This is a genomic window from Thiomicrolovo sp. ZZH C-3 (genome assembly GCF_054862725.1).
The window spans coordinates 1,232,421-1,247,290 of record NZ_JBTKXX010000001.1; the positions used below are offsets into that span (position 1 = coordinate 1,232,421).

The window sequence follows — 14,870 nt, forward strand, 5'->3', positions numbered from 1 at the left end:
TATGAGCAATATCAAGATCGGTGTCATCACCGCTTCGGACCGTGCCAGCGCCGGTATCTACGAAGATATCTCCGGGATGGCGATCCAGGAGACAATGAACGACTACCTCACGAGCAGTTTCGAGATCGAGTACCGCTGTATTCCCGACGAGCAGGCGAAGATCGAGGAGACGATGAAAGAGCTCTGTGACGAGGCGGGGTGCTGCCTCGTTGTCACGACGGGCGGTACAGGCCCCGCGCCCCGTGATGTCACCCCGGAAGCGACGGAGAACGTCTGCGACAAGATGATGCCGGGCTTCGGCGAACTGATGCGCCAGGTGAGCCTGCAGTACGTCCCGACGGCGATTCTTTCGCGCCAGACGGCGGGCATCCGCGGACAGTCGCTCATTATCAACCTCCCGGGCAAACCGAAGTCCATTCGCGAGTGCCTCGACGCCGTCTTTCCGGCCGTGCCGTACTGCATCGACCTGATCGGCGGTCCTTACCTTGTGACGGACGAGAATGTCATCAAGGCCTTCCGGCCGAAGGCGAAATAGTAGTTGTTTTTACCAACCATAAATCCTCTATCGGATTTATGATTGGTCCATGCCTTTGTTGGAGCTCTCACAGATTATTTGATCCAAAAAGCCAATCATCTCATTCTGAAAAACCTCAATGATATATTCATCATTGCGATGGGACAACAACACATAGGTGTCATTGTCTTGCGGATTTTTTATCATCCATGATCCGGGTTTATCTATGGCGGTATCTGAAAAACCCAATCGGGAGTACTGTGACATCAGCTTTGCTTTTAAGTCTTCAAAGGTGATGTCACCTTTATCGTGTATAACGATTTTGTGGTTTTTATCATTGCTGACGACGGTCGTTTCCCGTATGGCTTCATCTTCTTCTTTATTGTCCGGTTCCAAATATTCCGGATGTTCTTCGATAATTATTTTATAGGTCGCGGACAGTGCGCTGATCGTGATGACGGCAATGACGATGTTTAAAACGGAGTATAAAAAGAAGAGTTCGTAATGAATAATGGAAGAGATCAGTTTAATAGCCAAACCATAGACGAAGCCGAAGACGAATGAAAACAACACGGGAAACAGAATAACCGAAAAATAGACAAAAAGTCTGTATTGTCTTGTGAAGTACCATGCATCTGAGAGCGTGATTTTTCTGTCCACCGAGATTGCCGGAAAGACTAACGAAACACGAGAGATAATGATGGACGATATCACGCCGATAATAGTTGCGCTTACGATAAAGCCTATACTTTCCATTGAAGCATCTAAGGTGAAAACTGCAAAAGAGATGAGTATTATAAGCAGGCCCAAGAGAATGCCGTTGAGCAAAAACAGCCACTCTCTTTTCGTGAACTTGTACAATCCCCATTTAGGGATACTGTTTTCGCCCAAAATAAAGATTCTATGGCATGAAATGGCTACCATGATATAGATAATCCAACCGGCTATAGCAGTGATGAAAAATAGAGAGAGGCTTGCTGCTTCCGGATTACCATTCACATCAGTTGTATTATTCAGATTGACATAGTCTATGATGATCATGAAAACCAAATAGATTGTCAGCGCTTTAATAAGAACCATATGCTTTTCAAAAACAGAAGAGAGGGCCATGTCTAGCATTCTTTTATACATTTTTACTCCGTAGTTAAAAGATCATAATCACAACTTGCTGACGTTTAAAATGACCAATCAAAAAGCCACCCGCGGGTTTTAGATTGGTCTCCTCTGATTTGTTAGAGCTATATACATAGTAATTTAATCCTTATCCCAAGACTGCAAAAATGAAGACATGTAAATTTCTAACATTTTGTAATGTATAACAAATCTCTTTCCTTCTTCTTCAAATTGCATAAATGGCAACTTTTGGTACATTACAATGGCTATCATCGCATGTTTTATAAACGAATAACTATACAAAATAGAATGTTTAAGTGTATAGTCCATGTCTTTCGTAATTGCACCTAGTGCATTAGGCGCAACACCACCATCGACTTTCTTGTCAGTCGCACCAAAAAAAACAGCCATAAAATGCCCATGCGTGTAATCAGACAATCTATTATAAATAGGATCACGAATGTTTTGAATACTTTCCCATAGTTTTAAACTACTGTCTATATCCTGATAAATTTTTTTTAATATTTTGGTTAACGATTTTGGCTTTGTAAGCTTATGCCAGACTTCACGTTCCTTTTCTTCGCTATCTCCCATTTGACGATAGCTTGAATAAAACTCATCGTTACCTAATACAGCTAATGAAAGGTCGGAATATTCTATGTAACTGCGAAAAATTTGTTTTGCTTGAACATCTAATCCCTTCTCTAAAAGAATCCTTATAGAAAGAAGAGAATTTATTAAATGTACCATCATAAGTGATGTAAAACGTAATTTTATTTTTGTTTCATCGTTTATATCCAAGTTTTTTTCTGAATTCTTATCTAGCATAAACTTCTCTGAAAGAATCAGAAACAGTTCAAGGTGCAAAAAAATTATGTAATCTAACACATGAGCTTTTTCTCCATAAGATTTCGAGAACTCAAGTGAAAGTTCGGCTTGAAGATCAGATATATATTTTTTTGTGCCTCTGAGTTCTTTGATTAAATTATGGATATTAGAATCTGAACGTAAGAACTCGCCATCTGAAGAAAATATTAATTTTTCCAGATTATTAAATAATGCTCGGATAGTTTTGATCTGAGACACAAATCCTTCCTCGATTTATTTTGATATTTTGGCTCTAACTATTAATTAGTTTACATTTTAGTGTACTATAGAACTTTTTTGGTTAGGAAAAGCTGCAAAAATAATAACAATATGAAATATTTTAAAGCTTTTGGTGTGCTGTAGTACAAAAATGGAGGCACGATTATTATCGATATCCGGGGGTAGATTAGCAAAATGTAGGTCTATCAGCCGTTTTTGATGTTAATCATACATTTCAGCGATCTGATGCGGACCTGCTCTTGCTGTTGCATGCAGAAGACGGCCGGCGCGACGTATGCTGTATGACAATGTCTGCAAGGCGTGTTTTTATGTCCTGCATTGCGGTACCTCTCTTATCGACGATCCCGATGTCGGTGTTGATCTGAAGCGCAACGGTGATGCCGTACTCCGGGTAATAGCTCAAAGCAGAACAGTACCCGGGGATCCAGCCGTCATGCCCGTAAACAGGGCCGAACGGTCCGGTGTGACGGATAACGATGCCCGCGCCGTAGCTGACATCCGCACTGTCATCGCGTATCGGCCCGGCATTCAGAAGTATGTCCAAATAGGGACCGGATATGGCCTCTCCTCCAAAAAGTGCCGCACCCCATCGGACGAGGTCGCGTGAACTGCTGACCAGTCCGCCGCCGGTCCATTCGAGCCCGGGGTGCCACTGCATTGAACCGTCGGTTCGCGTTGTTTTACCCGGAAAGCCGAAAGGATTGTCAGCGGCCGTGTATCCGGGAGCAAGCCCCGGCAACCTACGGCGGTCGGAGGGGCCGGTCAGCGTCAGCCCGAGTGGTTTGAGAAAGCGTGTGTCAATGAGATCGTAGTAGCGTTTTTTCGTGGCGGCTTCGATCACCAGACCGACGAGAATATAGCCGGTATCGCTGTATGCCCACCCTTCGCCGACGTTGAAAAGCGGCGGCCGGTCAAGTATAAAACGGAGCAGGCGTTCCGGGGGGAAAGGGTTGCCTCTCTTCTGCCATTCGCGGGAGACCGCTGACGTAAAACGTTCCATGTGGACATGGTCGGGGAGTCCCCCGCGATGGTTCAGCAGGTACCGGAGTGTTAAGGCATCGTGGTTCGGCAGGCGTGCAAACCATGAATAGCCTCCGAGCCATTGGGATATCGGGGCATCCAAATCGAGCGTTCCCTCCAGGGAGAGCGCCACAGCGGCCGCGCTTACAAAGGTCTTGCCGATACTCGCGGCAAGCATGCGCGAATGCACCTTCATCGGTGCGGCGGTTTCGGCGTCGGCATAGCCCGTGGCGGCCACGCTGAGTGTCCCGTCCGGCAGCATGTAGGCGGCTGTGGCTCCCGGGAAGCCGTACTTTTCCCTGCAGTCATCAAGCGCGGTTTGAAAGGCGTGCGGAAGGTCCGACGACGTATTGGAACGGGGCTTTTCCTTTGCGAATGCCCGGTGCGAAGCGTGCCAGGCCGGCATCAGCAAAAGCAAAAAGGGGATAAGAAGTCGTAGACGTATCTTCCGGCCGTGGTACGGTGTGTCTTTGCTCATCAAGCTTTTTCCCGCGGGATAATCGCTGTCACGGCATTATCTTTGGTCAGCATGGCGGCGCGGTTGAACCATACGATCAAAAGCGCGGCGGCGACGACGAAAATCGAGTCATAGGGCTGTGCATCGGGCCAAAGAGGGTTCATGAACTGGAAATGGACGAACGCCGGCAGCAAAATACTGCCACGCGAGGCATTGAACAGCGGTGTCATGATCACACTGATCGCGACGGTGCCGGCGAGGAATGGCACGAATGACCACTCGCTCTGCTGCATTCCGCTCAACAAAAACGCCGGAAGGTGCCAAAAGCCCCATATAAGGCCGAGAAGGAGCGATGCTGCCAGCGGCGTCATCTTCCGTTGCAGCAGCGGCAGTGCGAAACCGCGCCACCCCAGCTCTTCGACCGGCCCTTTGAGCAGCGCAAACAGCAAAGCGCCCGGAAGCGCCTGCAGGGATGCGAAGGGGAGCGATGCAGAGGCGAGATTGCCTTTGAGTGCGGAGCCGGCGTAAAAAAGCAGCGGAATCCCCAAAAACAGAAAGGCATACCATGCCGGGGAAGCACGCCAGATCGATAACCTGGAGAGATAACGCAGAAAACCTCCGGTTCCTGCATGATAGATGACGAGAAGACTTGCAGCGATCGCGGGCGCATAGACCGCGAGGTAAAAGAGCGGGTGCCGCCCGGTCAGTGTACCGAAAAGAGTGCCCGCCGTATCGGGGAAGAAGATGAACAGTGCAAGAATGCCCCATGCCAGTCCGAACGCGATCAGTAAAAACGGTACGAGGGCGATCAGAGGAATGTGATGTTCGTCTGTTTTTGAGAGATCCGGTTTCATTTTTGGCTCTGAAAATAATGTAAATGACTTGTTTGCTGCTGCAATGCAGTCTACCTGCCAGATTAGCATATGTATTGTTATCTGCATATGAATTAGAAAAAATGCAGACAGACGAGGCGTCTGTCATCCGAGCGGATAGCTACTGTATGTAAAATCCCTGGGCAATAACGCGCATGTCAGAGTCTCTTTTCCCAGAACTGCGCGCTTCCCGCTTCGGGGTCCAGCTCGTAGGCGGCGAAGCCGAATTTCCTGTAGGCGTTTTGTGCGACGGCGTTGTTGCCAAGCACTTCCAGGGTGATTTTGCAGCAGCCTTTGGCCGTGGCGATCTCCTCAACCTTTTCCAGCAGTTTCTGACTGATGCCCAGCCCTCTATATTCTGGAAGGACGGCGATGTCGTGGATATTGACGAGGGGTTTGCAGGCGAAGGTGGAAAAGGCCTCGAAGCAGTTGGCCAGTCCTACCGGTTCGCCGTCGGCGTAGGCGATAACGGAGAAGGCGTAGGGGCGTTTGGCGAGTTCTGTGACCAGGTTGGCTTTTACCGTGATGCCCAACGGTTTCCCGCCACCCATGGGGTCGCGCGCATAGGCGTCGAGCAGCATCGGTATGTCAGCCCTGTGCTTGTCACTGGAATAATCTGCTTTGACGGTTTCTATGTTCATTTTTCACCTTTAGATCGAAGTAGTGTATGTTAATTTTTGTGTACGCGAATATGTTTTGCATATTTTAGTACAACGATCGTAAAAAGGAAAATAATGACCTGTAAACTCCACGAGGTGATCGATTTTGTCCGCCAGTACCATCTGCTCGATGACCTGAGTGACGAAGATATCGAAACCTACTTCCATACCTTTCACCACGCCTGCAAATGGGACAAAGAGATCCACTCCCACGACATCGACTGCGACGAGATCGGGATTATTGTCGACAAGACGAAAGAAGTGCTGGACGAAGCCTATGATCATGAATATACCATACCGCAGATCTATGAGGTCGCCAAGGCGTTCTGCGGGGTATTTGACGCGGCAAAGGCCCCCAAAGCGCCCGTCCCGTTTGTCATCGTCCTTCTGACCAGACTCTAACCCGCACTTTTATACGAAACAGGCCCTCTTTCGGGGGCTGCTCCACAGAACTATTTATTGAACTATATAACCGGTGAGGTGCTTAAAGTGCCAGGCGGATGCCGACGGGGCAGTGGTCGGAACCTTCGATGTCCTGGAGGATGAAGGCGTCTTCGAGCAGTTCGGCGAGGTCGTCGGAGATGAAGAAGTAGTCGATCCGCCACCCGACGTTCTTCGTGCGGGCGCTGAAACGGTAGGACCACCAGCTGTACTCCTCTTCGATATCGCCGTGGACGTAGCGGAATGTATCAATGTAGCCGTGTTCGATGAGCTTGTCGATCCAGGCGCGCTCTTCGGGGAGGAAGCCGGAGGTCTTGGCGTTGGACTTGGGGTTTTTCAGGTCGATCTCGCGATGGGCCGTGTTGACGTCGCCGCAGATGACGATGCTTTTGCCCTCGTCGCGCAGCGCGTCGCAGTAGGTGAGGAACTTTTCGTAAAAGGCCATTTTGTATGCCAGGCGCTCCTCGTCCTTCTGCCCGTTGGGGAAGTAGACGTTGAAGAGGGTGAAATCGTCATAGTCGTGCTGGATGATGCGCCCTTCGTGTTCGCTGTCGATGTCGAGGCAGAACTCCGAGGAGTCGGGAACGAGGTGCGAGAAGGTCGCCGTGCCGGAATACCCCTTGCGCTCGCCGCTGTTGATGGTCAGTGTCGCGTAGTTCGTGTCGAAGAGGTCATCGGGGAACTGGGATGCGGTGGCTTTGATCTCCTGGAGGCAGAGGATATCCGGACGGCGTTCATCGACCCATTTAAGTGCCTGTTTGTTGGCGACGGCGCGGATACCGTTGACGTTCCATGAAAGTATTTCGATTGTATCGGACATAAAATGTACCTTGTGAGCGCAGGGGGGAGGCGCAAAGCGCGCCCTATGTGGTCGTTAGACGAAGTTGACCTTGGAGACGTGGTGCTTGAGGCCGAGTTCGGACGGCGTACAGCCCAGGGCCAGGCCGACCATCTGCTGCATATGCAGCACCGGCATCTTGACGTCGCGGCCGACGGCGTGGCTGGCATGCTCATACTGGGTGTCGAGTTTCAGGTGACACAGCGGGCAGGGCGTGACCATCCAGTCCGCGTTGGCATCCATGGCGCCCATGAGGGCTTTACCGGTCAGAACCGCCGCCGTGTGCGGTGCCTGAAGCTCGGCGTGGAAACCGCAGCATTTGTTCTTTTCCTCGTAGTCGACGTTGACACCGCCGAGGGCGATGATGAGCTCGTCGAGGGAACTCGGGTTGTAGGCACTCTCCGCGCTGTCGTGCGTCTCGTTCTGCAGTTCGGAAGGGCGGATGTTGTGGCAGCCGTAGAACGGTGCGATATTGAACTGGCTCAGCGGCGTGACAACCTTCTCTTTGATCGTCTCGAGACCGAAGTCGTCGATCAGGGCGTAGAGGAAGTGGGTGATCTTGGACGTCCCTTTGTACTCCAGGCCGACTTCCGCCAGTTTTTCGTTGACGCGGGCTTTGAGCTCCGGGTCGTTATCGAGGCGGTGTTTTGTCATCGCCGTGTTGAGTTGGCAGGTATTACAGATGGTGACCATTGTCATCCCGCGGGACTCGGCGTAGCAGATGTTGCGTGCGTTGAGGACAAGTGAGAGGAAGTCGTCATAGTCCTGCAGGTGGGACGCACCGCAGCAGGTCGCTTCGGAAAGCTCTACGAGTTCGATCCCGAGCTTTTCGGCAACGGCGTACGTCGACATCAGCTGCTCCGGCGTACTCTCCTTGGCGGTACATCCTGTAAAAAGGGCGTATGTGAGTTTCTTTTCCATGACTTATCCTTAGAATTTGACCGTCGAAGACGATTTGATCAGGGCTTTGACTTCGTCGAGTTTGTCCGACTTCGGCATGTTCCACGGCATAACGACTTTGCCGACCTTGAACATCTTGAATCCGACCTTGCCGTGTTTCATCAGCATCGGGAGCGTGCCCTCGGAGTAGCGTACGAGTTCGGCTTCGTCCAGGAAACCGTGTTTCTTGATGGAGTGCGCGAAACCGACGGCGTGGCGTGTGGCGACGTTGTTGATGGCGCGGCCGTGTTCGAACACCTGGTTGTGCAGCTTCGTGATCTTTTCGATCGGGTTAACCTCTTTGGGGCAGACCTCCGCACATTCGTAACACTTGACACAGTCCCAGACCCCGGCGGACGGTGCGTTGATGATGTCAATACGCTCGTCGATGCCGTCGTCGCGGACGTCGGCGTTGAAGCGGTAAGCTTTCGCGAATGCCGCCGGTCCGATGAAGTCGTCGTTGATCTCGATGACCGGACAGGAGTAGTGGCAGAGCCCGCACTGGATACAGTAGTCCGAATCCAGCAGTTCTTCGGCCTGCGCCGGTGTGACCGCACACTCCATTTCCGGGTGCTCTTCGATATGGCTGATCAGGTAGGGCTCGATCGCTTCGTGCTTGACCCAGAAGTCCTCTTTGTCGATGATCATGTCCTTGACTGCACGCTTGATGCTGAGCGGTTCGAGGGTCAGTTCGGTCCCGAAGAGTTCGATCATATCGTTCATACGCTCTTTACACGCCAGAACGCCCTTGCCGTTGACCTTGATGGCACAGGCACCGCAGATACCGTGGCGGCAGCTGCGGCGGTAGCTGAAACTGCCGTCAACATCCCACTTGATACGGTTGAGGATGTCGAGGACGACCTCTTCGGAGGTGACCTCCATCTCAATCTTCTTGTAGTGGGGGAGGTAGTCCGTTTCGGAGTTGAAGCGGAAAACGTTGAATGTAATCGTTTGTGTCGTAATCGTAGTCATCTTCTTCCCCTTAGTATGTACGCTCTTGCGGCTCGAATTTACCCGGCGTTACGGCCATGTAATCGAGGCTGATGTCGCCGTTTTCATCCATGTACGCCATCGTATGCTGCATGAAGTTCTCGTCGTCACGCGTTGTGAAGTCCTCGCGGTAGTGTGCACCGCGGCTCTCTTTACGGGCGAGGGCGCTCTCGACGATGAAGAGGGAGTAGTCGAGCATGTGGCCCAGTTCGATCGCTTCCTGGAGGTCCGTATTGAAGATCTTGGACTTGTCGTCGATGCGGATGTTCGCAAAGCGCTTGCGCAGTTCTTTGACGATCTCGACCTGCTTGGAGAGGGTCTCTTCGGTACGGAAGACGCCGGCGTTGTCCGTCATGCTCTGCTGCAGTTCGTTGCGCAGGCCGGGCACCGTCTCTTTGCCGTTGGAGGTCAGGATACGTTCCATCTCTTCGATCATGGCATCGGCAGCGGACTGCTCCGCTTCGCGTAGGAAGAGCTTGTCGATGTCTTCGACCATACTCTGGCCGACGTGGCGGCCGAAGAGCAGGGCTTCGAGGACGGAGTTGGCACCGAGACGGTTGGCCCCGTGAACGCTGACACAGGCACATTCGCCCGCCGCGTAGAAGCCTTCGACGAGCTCGTCGTTGTTCTTGCGGACGTGTCCGTCGATGTCGACCGGGATACCGCCCATGGAGTAGTGCGCCGTCGCGGAGATAAGAATGGGCTCCTTGATCATATCAAGGCCGAGGAAGGTGATGGCCAGGTCGCGCAGCTCCGGCAGGCGCTCCATGATCTTCTCTTTGCCCAGGTGGGTCAGGTCGATGTAGACGGCGTCTTTGCGCGGGCCGACACCGCGGCCTTCGCGGATCTCGTTGATGATGGCACGGGCGACAACGTCACGGGAAGCCAGTTCAAGCTTGTTCGGTGCGTAGCGCTCCATGAAGCGTTCGCCTTCGGAGTTGAGCAGTTTACCGCCTTCGCCGCGGGCCGCCTCGGAGATGAGGATACCGCTGCCTGACAGCCCTGAGGGGTGGAACTGGACGAATTCCATGTCTTCCAGCGGCAGGCCGTGGCGTGCAACGATGGAGAGACCGTCGCCGGTGTTGGCGTGGGCGTTGGAGCTGATCTTGAACGCGCGGGCGTACCCGCCGGTCGCAAACATGACGGCCTTGGCGTTGAAGATCGCCTTCTCCTGGTTACGAATATTGAAGGCGACGACACCGCTGACCTTCCCGTCTTCATAGATGATGTCGGCGGCATACCATTCGTCGATGAAATCAACGCCGACGCGCAGTGCCTGCTCGTAGATCGTCTGGAGCAGGGTGAGACCGGTACGGTCTTTGGCGAAACAGGCGCGCGGTGAGGACTGGCCACCGAAGGGGCGCTGGGCGATCTTGCCGTCGTCGGTACGGCTGAAGGCCGCTCCCATGCGCTCTGCCCAGCGGATCGTTGACGGTGCTTTCTGACACATCAGCTCGACGGCGTCCTGGTCGGCGAGGTAGTCCGCACCCTTGACGGTGTCGAATTCGTGCAGCTCGATGCTGTCGGCATCGCTGAGGGCTGCGTTGATACCGCCCTGTGCCGCACCGGAGTGGGAGCGCAGCGGGTGGAGTTTGGTAATGACGGCGACATTTTTGCCGGCGATCTGCAGCTCTCTCGCAGCCGCAGAACCTGCCAGGCCGGAACCGACAATGACCGCATCATAAGTATAAATAGGAATACTCATAACCTTCCTTCGTAAACGTAAATATTCGTCAGATTATAGCGATTGAAAGGGTAGGTTTCGGTTAAACGCTTCTTGCCGGAGAGCGGAAGGGAAAGGTGTTACAAAATGAACCAGAAAGGCCCTCAAATGGGGGCTTTGGAGGGAAAATCTATAATATTTTCGTATTGTTATTCGTATCGGAAACGCAGTTGCCGCCCTTCTCCTGTGCCATTTTCAGGCGCTCTTTGGCATTTTTGACGGCATCGTCGAGGGTCTGTGAGGCGGTTTTTGAAGCAAACCCGCCGCTCAGAGTGATCGGGAAAGAATCGTGTGGCATTTTGAAACGGTTCTCCTCGATCATCTGGCGGATATGGTTACACTCCTCCATCGCTTTTTGCTTGTCGCTGCGCAGGAAGACGGTGATGAACTGGCCGCCGTGGATACGCCCGATCTGGTCGTTTTGCATCTTGTGCAGTTTCATGATGGAGGTGATCTTGATCAAAATCGGGTCGATCACGCTCTGCGGGAAGTGGTTGACGAGCTTGGCATAGTTGTCGATTTCGAAGATACAGACATAGACCTGTACATCCTTGGAACCCTTCGGCCGGCGGTCGAAACCTATTTTCACCCCTTCATAGTTGGGAAGCTGGGTGACCTCATCCTTCTTGCCGCCGGTAGCAGCGGCTTCACCGCCCTCCTGGCGTATTTTCAAAGCGATGGAGTTGATCTCGGATGTTTTAAACTTGACCGATGCGCGGGTGGCGCCCTCCTGAGGCTGCAGCGCATGGATATCCCCCAGGATCGTTTTCGAAGCGTTCCGTGCGGCCGCCATGACAACGAAAGCCCAGAGCAGCACCAGGACCAGCGTAGCCCCGACAATCAGGCTGTAATGGTAAAGGACGCTGTTTTGCAGCTTGGTCAGCGGATAGAAGAGGGCGGTATAGCTTTCGATGGCCCGGAGCATAACGTCGCGTTTGGCGGGGGCATCGGCGGTACTGTTGAAGTAGGCGGTGGCCGAGGCACTCAGGACTCTGGCGCGCTTGCGGAGCAGATCGGTATATTTGCTGCGCGTCTTCGCCTCACCGATAATGAGACTGTTGACGATCTCATAGGGGCTTTCGCTGTCAAGGGTGTCGATCATGATCGGCAGGCGGCTGAGAACGCCGCTGGCCTGGATACGGTCAAGGGCAGGGTCTTCGCGGTTCAATTCGGCAAGGGAACGGGCCATCTTCTCCTGTTCGGCCATATTGTCGATCCGCATATAGGTGGCATAGGAGCTGGCGAGGAGAAGCCCGCTCAACAGGGTAAAAAGCATAAGTAATGTAGCGTTGAACTGCACCGAACTCAGAAGTTTTTTGATCGACGTCTTCATAATATCCCGTTTGTGGATTTTTACTAATTTTAATTGGTGTTTCATTAAGTGCCACTTATGACGTTCCCTGTGTAAAGGCGCCGCAAGCGAGAGTGGAGTAGAATTCTCCTCTTATTATGGATCTGGAAAAACGTTTTATCGCTTCCGTCGCCGCCGCATCAAAACAGATCGGGGATGACGGTGCCGTGATCGGTTCTACTGTCTATTCGAATGATGCTTTCATCGAGGGGACGCATTTCAAGCGTGCATGGATGACGCCGCGCCAGATCGCCTATAAGGCGTTTGCGGTCAATATTTCCGATGCCGTGGCGATGAATGCCGTGCCGCGCTATGCACTGCTTGCAATCGGCATCCCCTCCTCGTTCAGTGCGGGCGAGGTGGATGCCCTGGCGGCGGGGTTCGTCGATGCATCGGCCGCTTTCGGCTGCGAGCTCATCGGCGGGGATACCGTCAAGAGCGACCGGCTGATCATCTCGCTGACCATCGTCTCCGAAACGCGCCGCCCGCTGCGCCGCAGCGGCATAAAGCCGGGGGATCTGCTGGCCTTTACCGGGCGCGTCGGCAAGGCGAAGCGGGAGCTGCAGTATCTGCTGGCGGGGCGCAGGGCACACGCGCAGTCGCATTATGTGCGGCCGCTGCTGCGCCGGGAATTCATTGCCGATGCCGCGCCCTACCTGCGGGCGGGGATGGATATCTCCGACGGGATCTTCACCGATCTGCAGCGCCTGGCAGACCTGAACCGTACGGGTTTTTCTTTTTTACGCCCCCTCGGCAAAGATGCGGGCTGCAGCGGGGAGGAGTATGAGATGCTCATCGCCTTCCCGCCGCGGATGCGCAAGCGTGTCGAGTACCTGGCGCGCAAACACCGCACGCCGCTGACCGTATTCGCGCGGGCGGCACGGACCCGTTACCGTAATCCGTGCAAATCACACCACTTTTAAAGGGACCCATGGACCGTTTTTATTACCTGCAGCATGCACCGATCCCCTTCGTTTTCAAACAGAGCGTGCGCGACTTCGTCGTCAACGAAATCCCGCTTTACCCCTTTACGGGCAACGGTGAGCACCTTATTCTGCATGTGCGCAAAAAGAACCTCTCTACCTGGGACCTCATCTCCCTGTTTGCCAAGTACCTCGGTATCAAAGGCAAAGAGATCGGTTATGCCGGCCTCAAAGACAAAAACGCGATGACGACGCAGTACATCTCGCTGCCGAAGCAGTTCGAGCGGAAACTGGAAGGGTTCAGCCACGAGAACGTGAAGATCCTTGAAAAGACCTATCACAAGAACAAGATCCACATGGGTCATCTCAAAGGCAACCGCTTCTTTATCCGCCTCAAGAAGGTGACGCCGACGGCGGCCAAGAAGATCGACGAGGCGCTGAAACAGATCGCCGTCTACGGCATGCCGAACTTCTTCGGCTACCAGCGTTTCGGCATCGGCGGGGAGAACTGGAAGAAGGGGGAGGCCCTGCTGCGCGGGAAGATCAAGGAGCGCAACGTCAAGCTCAAACGACTTTATATTAATGCATATCAAAGTCACCTTTTCAACCTCTGGCTCAGCCGCCGCATCGAGGTCAGCACACTGATCGGTACCTTTGAGCCCAAAGAGATCTCGCCGCTGCTCAACATTCCCGAGGATCAGCTTCAGAAGCTGGCGCAGCAGCCGCACCCCTACAAGCTGATCGAGGGGGACATCATGATGCATTACCCGCACGGGCGCCCTTTCGAGTTTGACGGAGACGCGGAGGAGATCGAACGCTTTAACGAACGTGACATCGTCCCGACAGGGCTGCTGGTCGGTAAGCGGGCCAAACGCTCCACCGGGCTCTCACGGGTCTTTGAAAAGGCGTATGATGCCGTCCACGAGATCGACGGCCAGCGCCGCTATGCCTGGGTCTTCCCCGAAGAGGTGGAGGGCAAATATCGTGAGGAGGAGGCCTGGTACGAGCTGCACTTTACGCTGCCCAAAGGCTCCTACGCCACGGTCCTGATCGAAGAGATCGCCAAACGCAAAATTGACAACGACGAGGAAGCATGACACGCCACATCACCAACACCATTTCGCAGCAGTTCGGACGGTTCGCGTCCAAAGAGTTCCCCCAATGGTTCCAGAAGATCGTCAACCAGGGGTATGTCAGCATCATGGGGCTGGATATGAGCGAGTTCCACTCGCCCGTCACCTACCGTTCGCTCAATGCGCTCTTTACCCGCAGGCTGAAAGCGTCTCGTCGCTTCTCCAATGATGCCGATGACCTGATCTCGCCGTGCGACAGCCTCATCACCGAGTGCGGCGACCTTGATGCGACACGGGCCCTGCAGATCAAGGGGATGTCCTACTGCGTCCGTGAGCTGCTGGGGTCGGAGATTGAGGATACGAACAAGGATCGTATCGAGCACGGGCAGTTCGTGAACTTCTACCTCTCGCCCCGTGATTACCACCGCTACCACGTGCCGGTGAACATGAAGGTGCTCAAAGCGGTGCATATCCCCGGTAAGCTCTACCCGGTCAACATGCCTTCGCTCAACAAACGCGCCGACCTCTTTATCGAGAACGAGCGGGTCGTGCTGGAGTGCGAGAGCCAGCAGGGAACGCTGATCTACCTTGTCCTCGTCGGGGCGCTCAACGTCGGAAAGATGCAGGTCAGTTTCGAACCGCGTATTCAGACCAATGCGGATGCGCAGCAGCCGACGGCGTACACGTTTGACGATCTTCACCTGAAAAAGGGGGATGATTTCGGCTGTTTCGAGATGGGATCAACCATCGTCATGGTTGCGGAAAAAGCAGCGATGGAGCTGAAGGTCGAAGCGGGGCAGAAGGTCCGCTTCGGGGATACGATCGCTAAAATCGGCTGAGTCGGGGCAGG

Annotated in this window: 15 protein-coding genes; 5 read left to right on the top strand and 10 right to left on the bottom strand. The window is 53.4% G+C overall.

Features of this window, described 5'->3' with window-relative positions:
* Nucleotide 1: 1 nt before the first annotated feature.
* The gene (mog, locus tag ACXWTF_RS06320) at nucleotides 2-535 is read left to right on the top strand and encodes a molybdopterin adenylyltransferase (protein ID WP_461714160.1); all 534 of its coding nucleotides are present in this window, start codon (nucleotides 2-4) and stop codon (nucleotides 533-535) included.
* Between the two features lie 36 nt (nucleotides 536-571).
* Here the strand turns inward: mog and ACXWTF_RS06325 are convergent, their stop codons facing one another.
* The 5 genes from ACXWTF_RS06325 to ACXWTF_RS06345 all read right to left on the bottom strand — a co-directional run bounded on the left by ACXWTF_RS06325 (nucleotide 572) and on the right by ACXWTF_RS06345 (nucleotide 5,724).
* Entirely contained in the window at nucleotides 572-1,624 is a 1,053-nt protein-coding gene (locus ACXWTF_RS06325; RefSeq protein ID WP_461714161.1) for a hypothetical protein, read from the bottom strand.
* 144 nt (nucleotides 1,625-1,768) lie between these two features.
* Nucleotides 1,769-2,713, bottom strand: a complete 945-nt coding sequence (locus ACXWTF_RS06330) for a hypothetical protein (protein ID WP_461714162.1) — start codon at nucleotides 2,711-2,713, stop codon at nucleotides 1,769-1,771.
* A 235-nt stretch (nucleotides 2,714-2,948) separates the two neighbouring features.
* Complete coding sequence (locus tag ACXWTF_RS06335; RefSeq protein WP_461714163.1) at nucleotides 2,949-4,232, bottom strand: serine hydrolase domain-containing protein; 1,284 nt, start codon at nucleotides 4,230-4,232, stop codon at nucleotides 2,949-2,951.
* Nucleotides 4,232-5,065 (bottom strand): CPBP family intramembrane glutamic endopeptidase, encoded by an 834-nt coding sequence (locus ACXWTF_RS06340; protein ID WP_461714164.1) that lies wholly within the window; start codon nucleotides 5,063-5,065, stop codon nucleotides 4,232-4,234. Before ACXWTF_RS06340 ends, ACXWTF_RS06335 begins: the two co-directional genes overlap by 1 nt.
* Before the next feature lie 176 nt (nucleotides 5,066-5,241).
* Nucleotides 5,242-5,724 (bottom strand): GNAT family N-acetyltransferase, encoded by a 483-nt coding sequence (locus ACXWTF_RS06345; RefSeq protein ID WP_461714165.1) that lies wholly within the window; start codon nucleotides 5,722-5,724, stop codon nucleotides 5,242-5,244.
* A 93-nt stretch (nucleotides 5,725-5,817) separates the two neighbouring features.
* On the opposite strand from ACXWTF_RS06345, the gene ACXWTF_RS06350 reads away from it, so the two are divergent.
* Complete coding sequence (locus ACXWTF_RS06350; protein ID WP_345986709.1) at nucleotides 5,818-6,144, top strand: hypothetical protein; 327 nt, start codon at nucleotides 5,818-5,820, stop codon at nucleotides 6,142-6,144.
* An 82-nt stretch (nucleotides 6,145-6,226) separates the two neighbouring features.
* Here the strand turns inward: ACXWTF_RS06350 and ACXWTF_RS06355 are convergent, their stop codons facing one another.
* The 5 genes from ACXWTF_RS06355 to ACXWTF_RS06375 all read right to left on the bottom strand — a co-directional run bounded on the left by ACXWTF_RS06355 (nucleotide 6,227) and on the right by ACXWTF_RS06375 (nucleotide 12,006).
* Nucleotides 6,227-7,003 carry an exodeoxyribonuclease III gene (locus ACXWTF_RS06355; RefSeq protein ID WP_461714166.1) on the bottom strand — a complete coding sequence of 259 codons (777 nt, stop codon included), beginning with the start codon at nucleotides 7,001-7,003 and terminating at the stop codon, nucleotides 6,227-6,229.
* 54 nt (nucleotides 7,004-7,057) lie between these two features.
* Nucleotides 7,058-7,942 (bottom strand): CoB--CoM heterodisulfide reductase iron-sulfur subunit B family protein, encoded by an 885-nt coding sequence (locus ACXWTF_RS06360; protein ID WP_461714167.1) that lies wholly within the window; start codon nucleotides 7,940-7,942, stop codon nucleotides 7,058-7,060.
* 9 nt (nucleotides 7,943-7,951) lie between these two features.
* On the bottom strand, nucleotides 7,952-8,932 hold the full coding sequence (locus tag ACXWTF_RS06365; RefSeq protein WP_461714168.1) for a succinate dehydrogenase/fumarate reductase iron-sulfur subunit: 981 nt from the start codon (nucleotides 8,930-8,932) through the stop codon (nucleotides 7,952-7,954).
* Between the two features lie 10 nt (nucleotides 8,933-8,942).
* The gene (sdhA, locus tag ACXWTF_RS06370; RefSeq protein ID WP_461714169.1) at nucleotides 8,943-10,655 is read right to left on the bottom strand and encodes a succinate dehydrogenase flavoprotein subunit; all 1,713 of its coding nucleotides are present in this window, start codon (nucleotides 10,653-10,655) and stop codon (nucleotides 8,943-8,945) included.
* Between the two features lie 148 nt (nucleotides 10,656-10,803).
* On the bottom strand, nucleotides 10,804-12,006 hold the full coding sequence (locus ACXWTF_RS06375) for a GGDEF domain-containing protein (protein ID WP_461714170.1): 1,203 nt from the start codon (nucleotides 12,004-12,006) through the stop codon (nucleotides 10,804-10,806).
* Between the two features lie 116 nt (nucleotides 12,007-12,122).
* Here ACXWTF_RS06375 and ACXWTF_RS06380 point away from each other — a divergent pair, with 116 nt between their 5' ends.
* The 3 genes from ACXWTF_RS06380 to ACXWTF_RS06390 are packed head-to-tail and all read left to right on the top strand — an operon-like array spanning nucleotide 12,123 to nucleotide 14,859.
* Nucleotides 12,123-12,947: a thiamine-phosphate kinase gene (locus tag ACXWTF_RS06380; RefSeq protein WP_461714171.1), complete on the top strand. Its 825-nt coding sequence runs from the start codon at nucleotides 12,123-12,125 to the stop codon at nucleotides 12,945-12,947.
* Nucleotides 12,948-12,955: 8 nt separating this feature from the next.
* A complete protein-coding gene (truD, locus tag ACXWTF_RS06385; protein WP_461714172.1) occupies nucleotides 12,956-14,044 on the top strand; it encodes a tRNA pseudouridine(13) synthase TruD in 1,089 nt (362 codons plus the stop codon).
* Nucleotides 14,041-14,859 carry a phosphatidylserine decarboxylase gene (locus tag ACXWTF_RS06390; protein WP_461714173.1) on the top strand — a complete coding sequence of 273 codons (819 nt, stop codon included), beginning with the start codon at nucleotides 14,041-14,043 and terminating at the stop codon, nucleotides 14,857-14,859. Before truD ends, ACXWTF_RS06390 begins: the two co-directional genes overlap by 4 nt.
* Nucleotides 14,860-14,870: the final 11 nt, after the last annotated feature.

Bases quoted from the DNA above. Each gene is read 5' to 3' on its own strand.
- mog (WP_461714160.1), top strand. From the start codon at position 2: ATGAGCAATATCAAGATCGGTGTCATCACCGCTTCGGACCGTGCCAGC.
- ACXWTF_RS06325 (WP_461714161.1), bottom strand. From the start codon at position 1,624: ATGGCCCTCTCTTCTGTTTTTGAAAAGCATATGGTTCTTATTAAAGCG.
- ACXWTF_RS06335 (WP_461714163.1), bottom strand. From the start codon at position 4,232: ATGAGCAAAGACACACCGTACCACGGCCGGAAGATACGTCTACGACTT.
- ACXWTF_RS06340 (WP_461714164.1), bottom strand. From the start codon at position 5,065: ATGAAACCGGATCTCTCAAAAACAGACGAACATCACATTCCTCTGATC.
- ACXWTF_RS06345 (WP_461714165.1), bottom strand. From the start codon at position 5,724: ATGAACATAGAAACCGTCAAAGCAGATTATTCCAGTGACAAGCACAGG.
- ACXWTF_RS06350 (WP_345986709.1), top strand. From the start codon at position 5,818: ATGACCTGTAAACTCCACGAGGTGATCGATTTTGTCCGCCAGTACCAT.
- ACXWTF_RS06355 (WP_461714166.1), bottom strand. From the start codon at position 7,003: ATGTCCGATACAATCGAAATACTTTCATGGAACGTCAACGGTATCCGC.
- ACXWTF_RS06360 (WP_461714167.1), bottom strand. From the start codon at position 7,942: ATGGAAAAGAAACTCACATACGCCCTTTTTACAGGATGTACCGCCAAG.
- ACXWTF_RS06365 (WP_461714168.1), bottom strand. From the start codon at position 8,932: ATGACTACGATTACGACACAAACGATTACATTCAACGTTTTCCGCTTC.
- sdhA (WP_461714169.1), bottom strand. From the start codon at position 10,655: ATGAGTATTCCTATTTATACTTATGATGCGGTCATTGTCGGTTCCGGC.
- ACXWTF_RS06375 (WP_461714170.1), bottom strand. From the start codon at position 12,006: ATGAAGACGTCGATCAAAAAACTTCTGAGTTCGGTGCAGTTCAACGCT.
- ACXWTF_RS06380 (WP_461714171.1), top strand. From the start codon at position 12,123: ATGGATCTGGAAAAACGTTTTATCGCTTCCGTCGCCGCCGCATCAAAA.
- truD (WP_461714172.1), top strand. From the start codon at position 12,956: ATGGACCGTTTTTATTACCTGCAGCATGCACCGATCCCCTTCGTTTTC.
- ACXWTF_RS06390 (WP_461714173.1), top strand. From the start codon at position 14,041: ATGACACGCCACATCACCAACACCATTTCGCAGCAGTTCGGACGGTTC.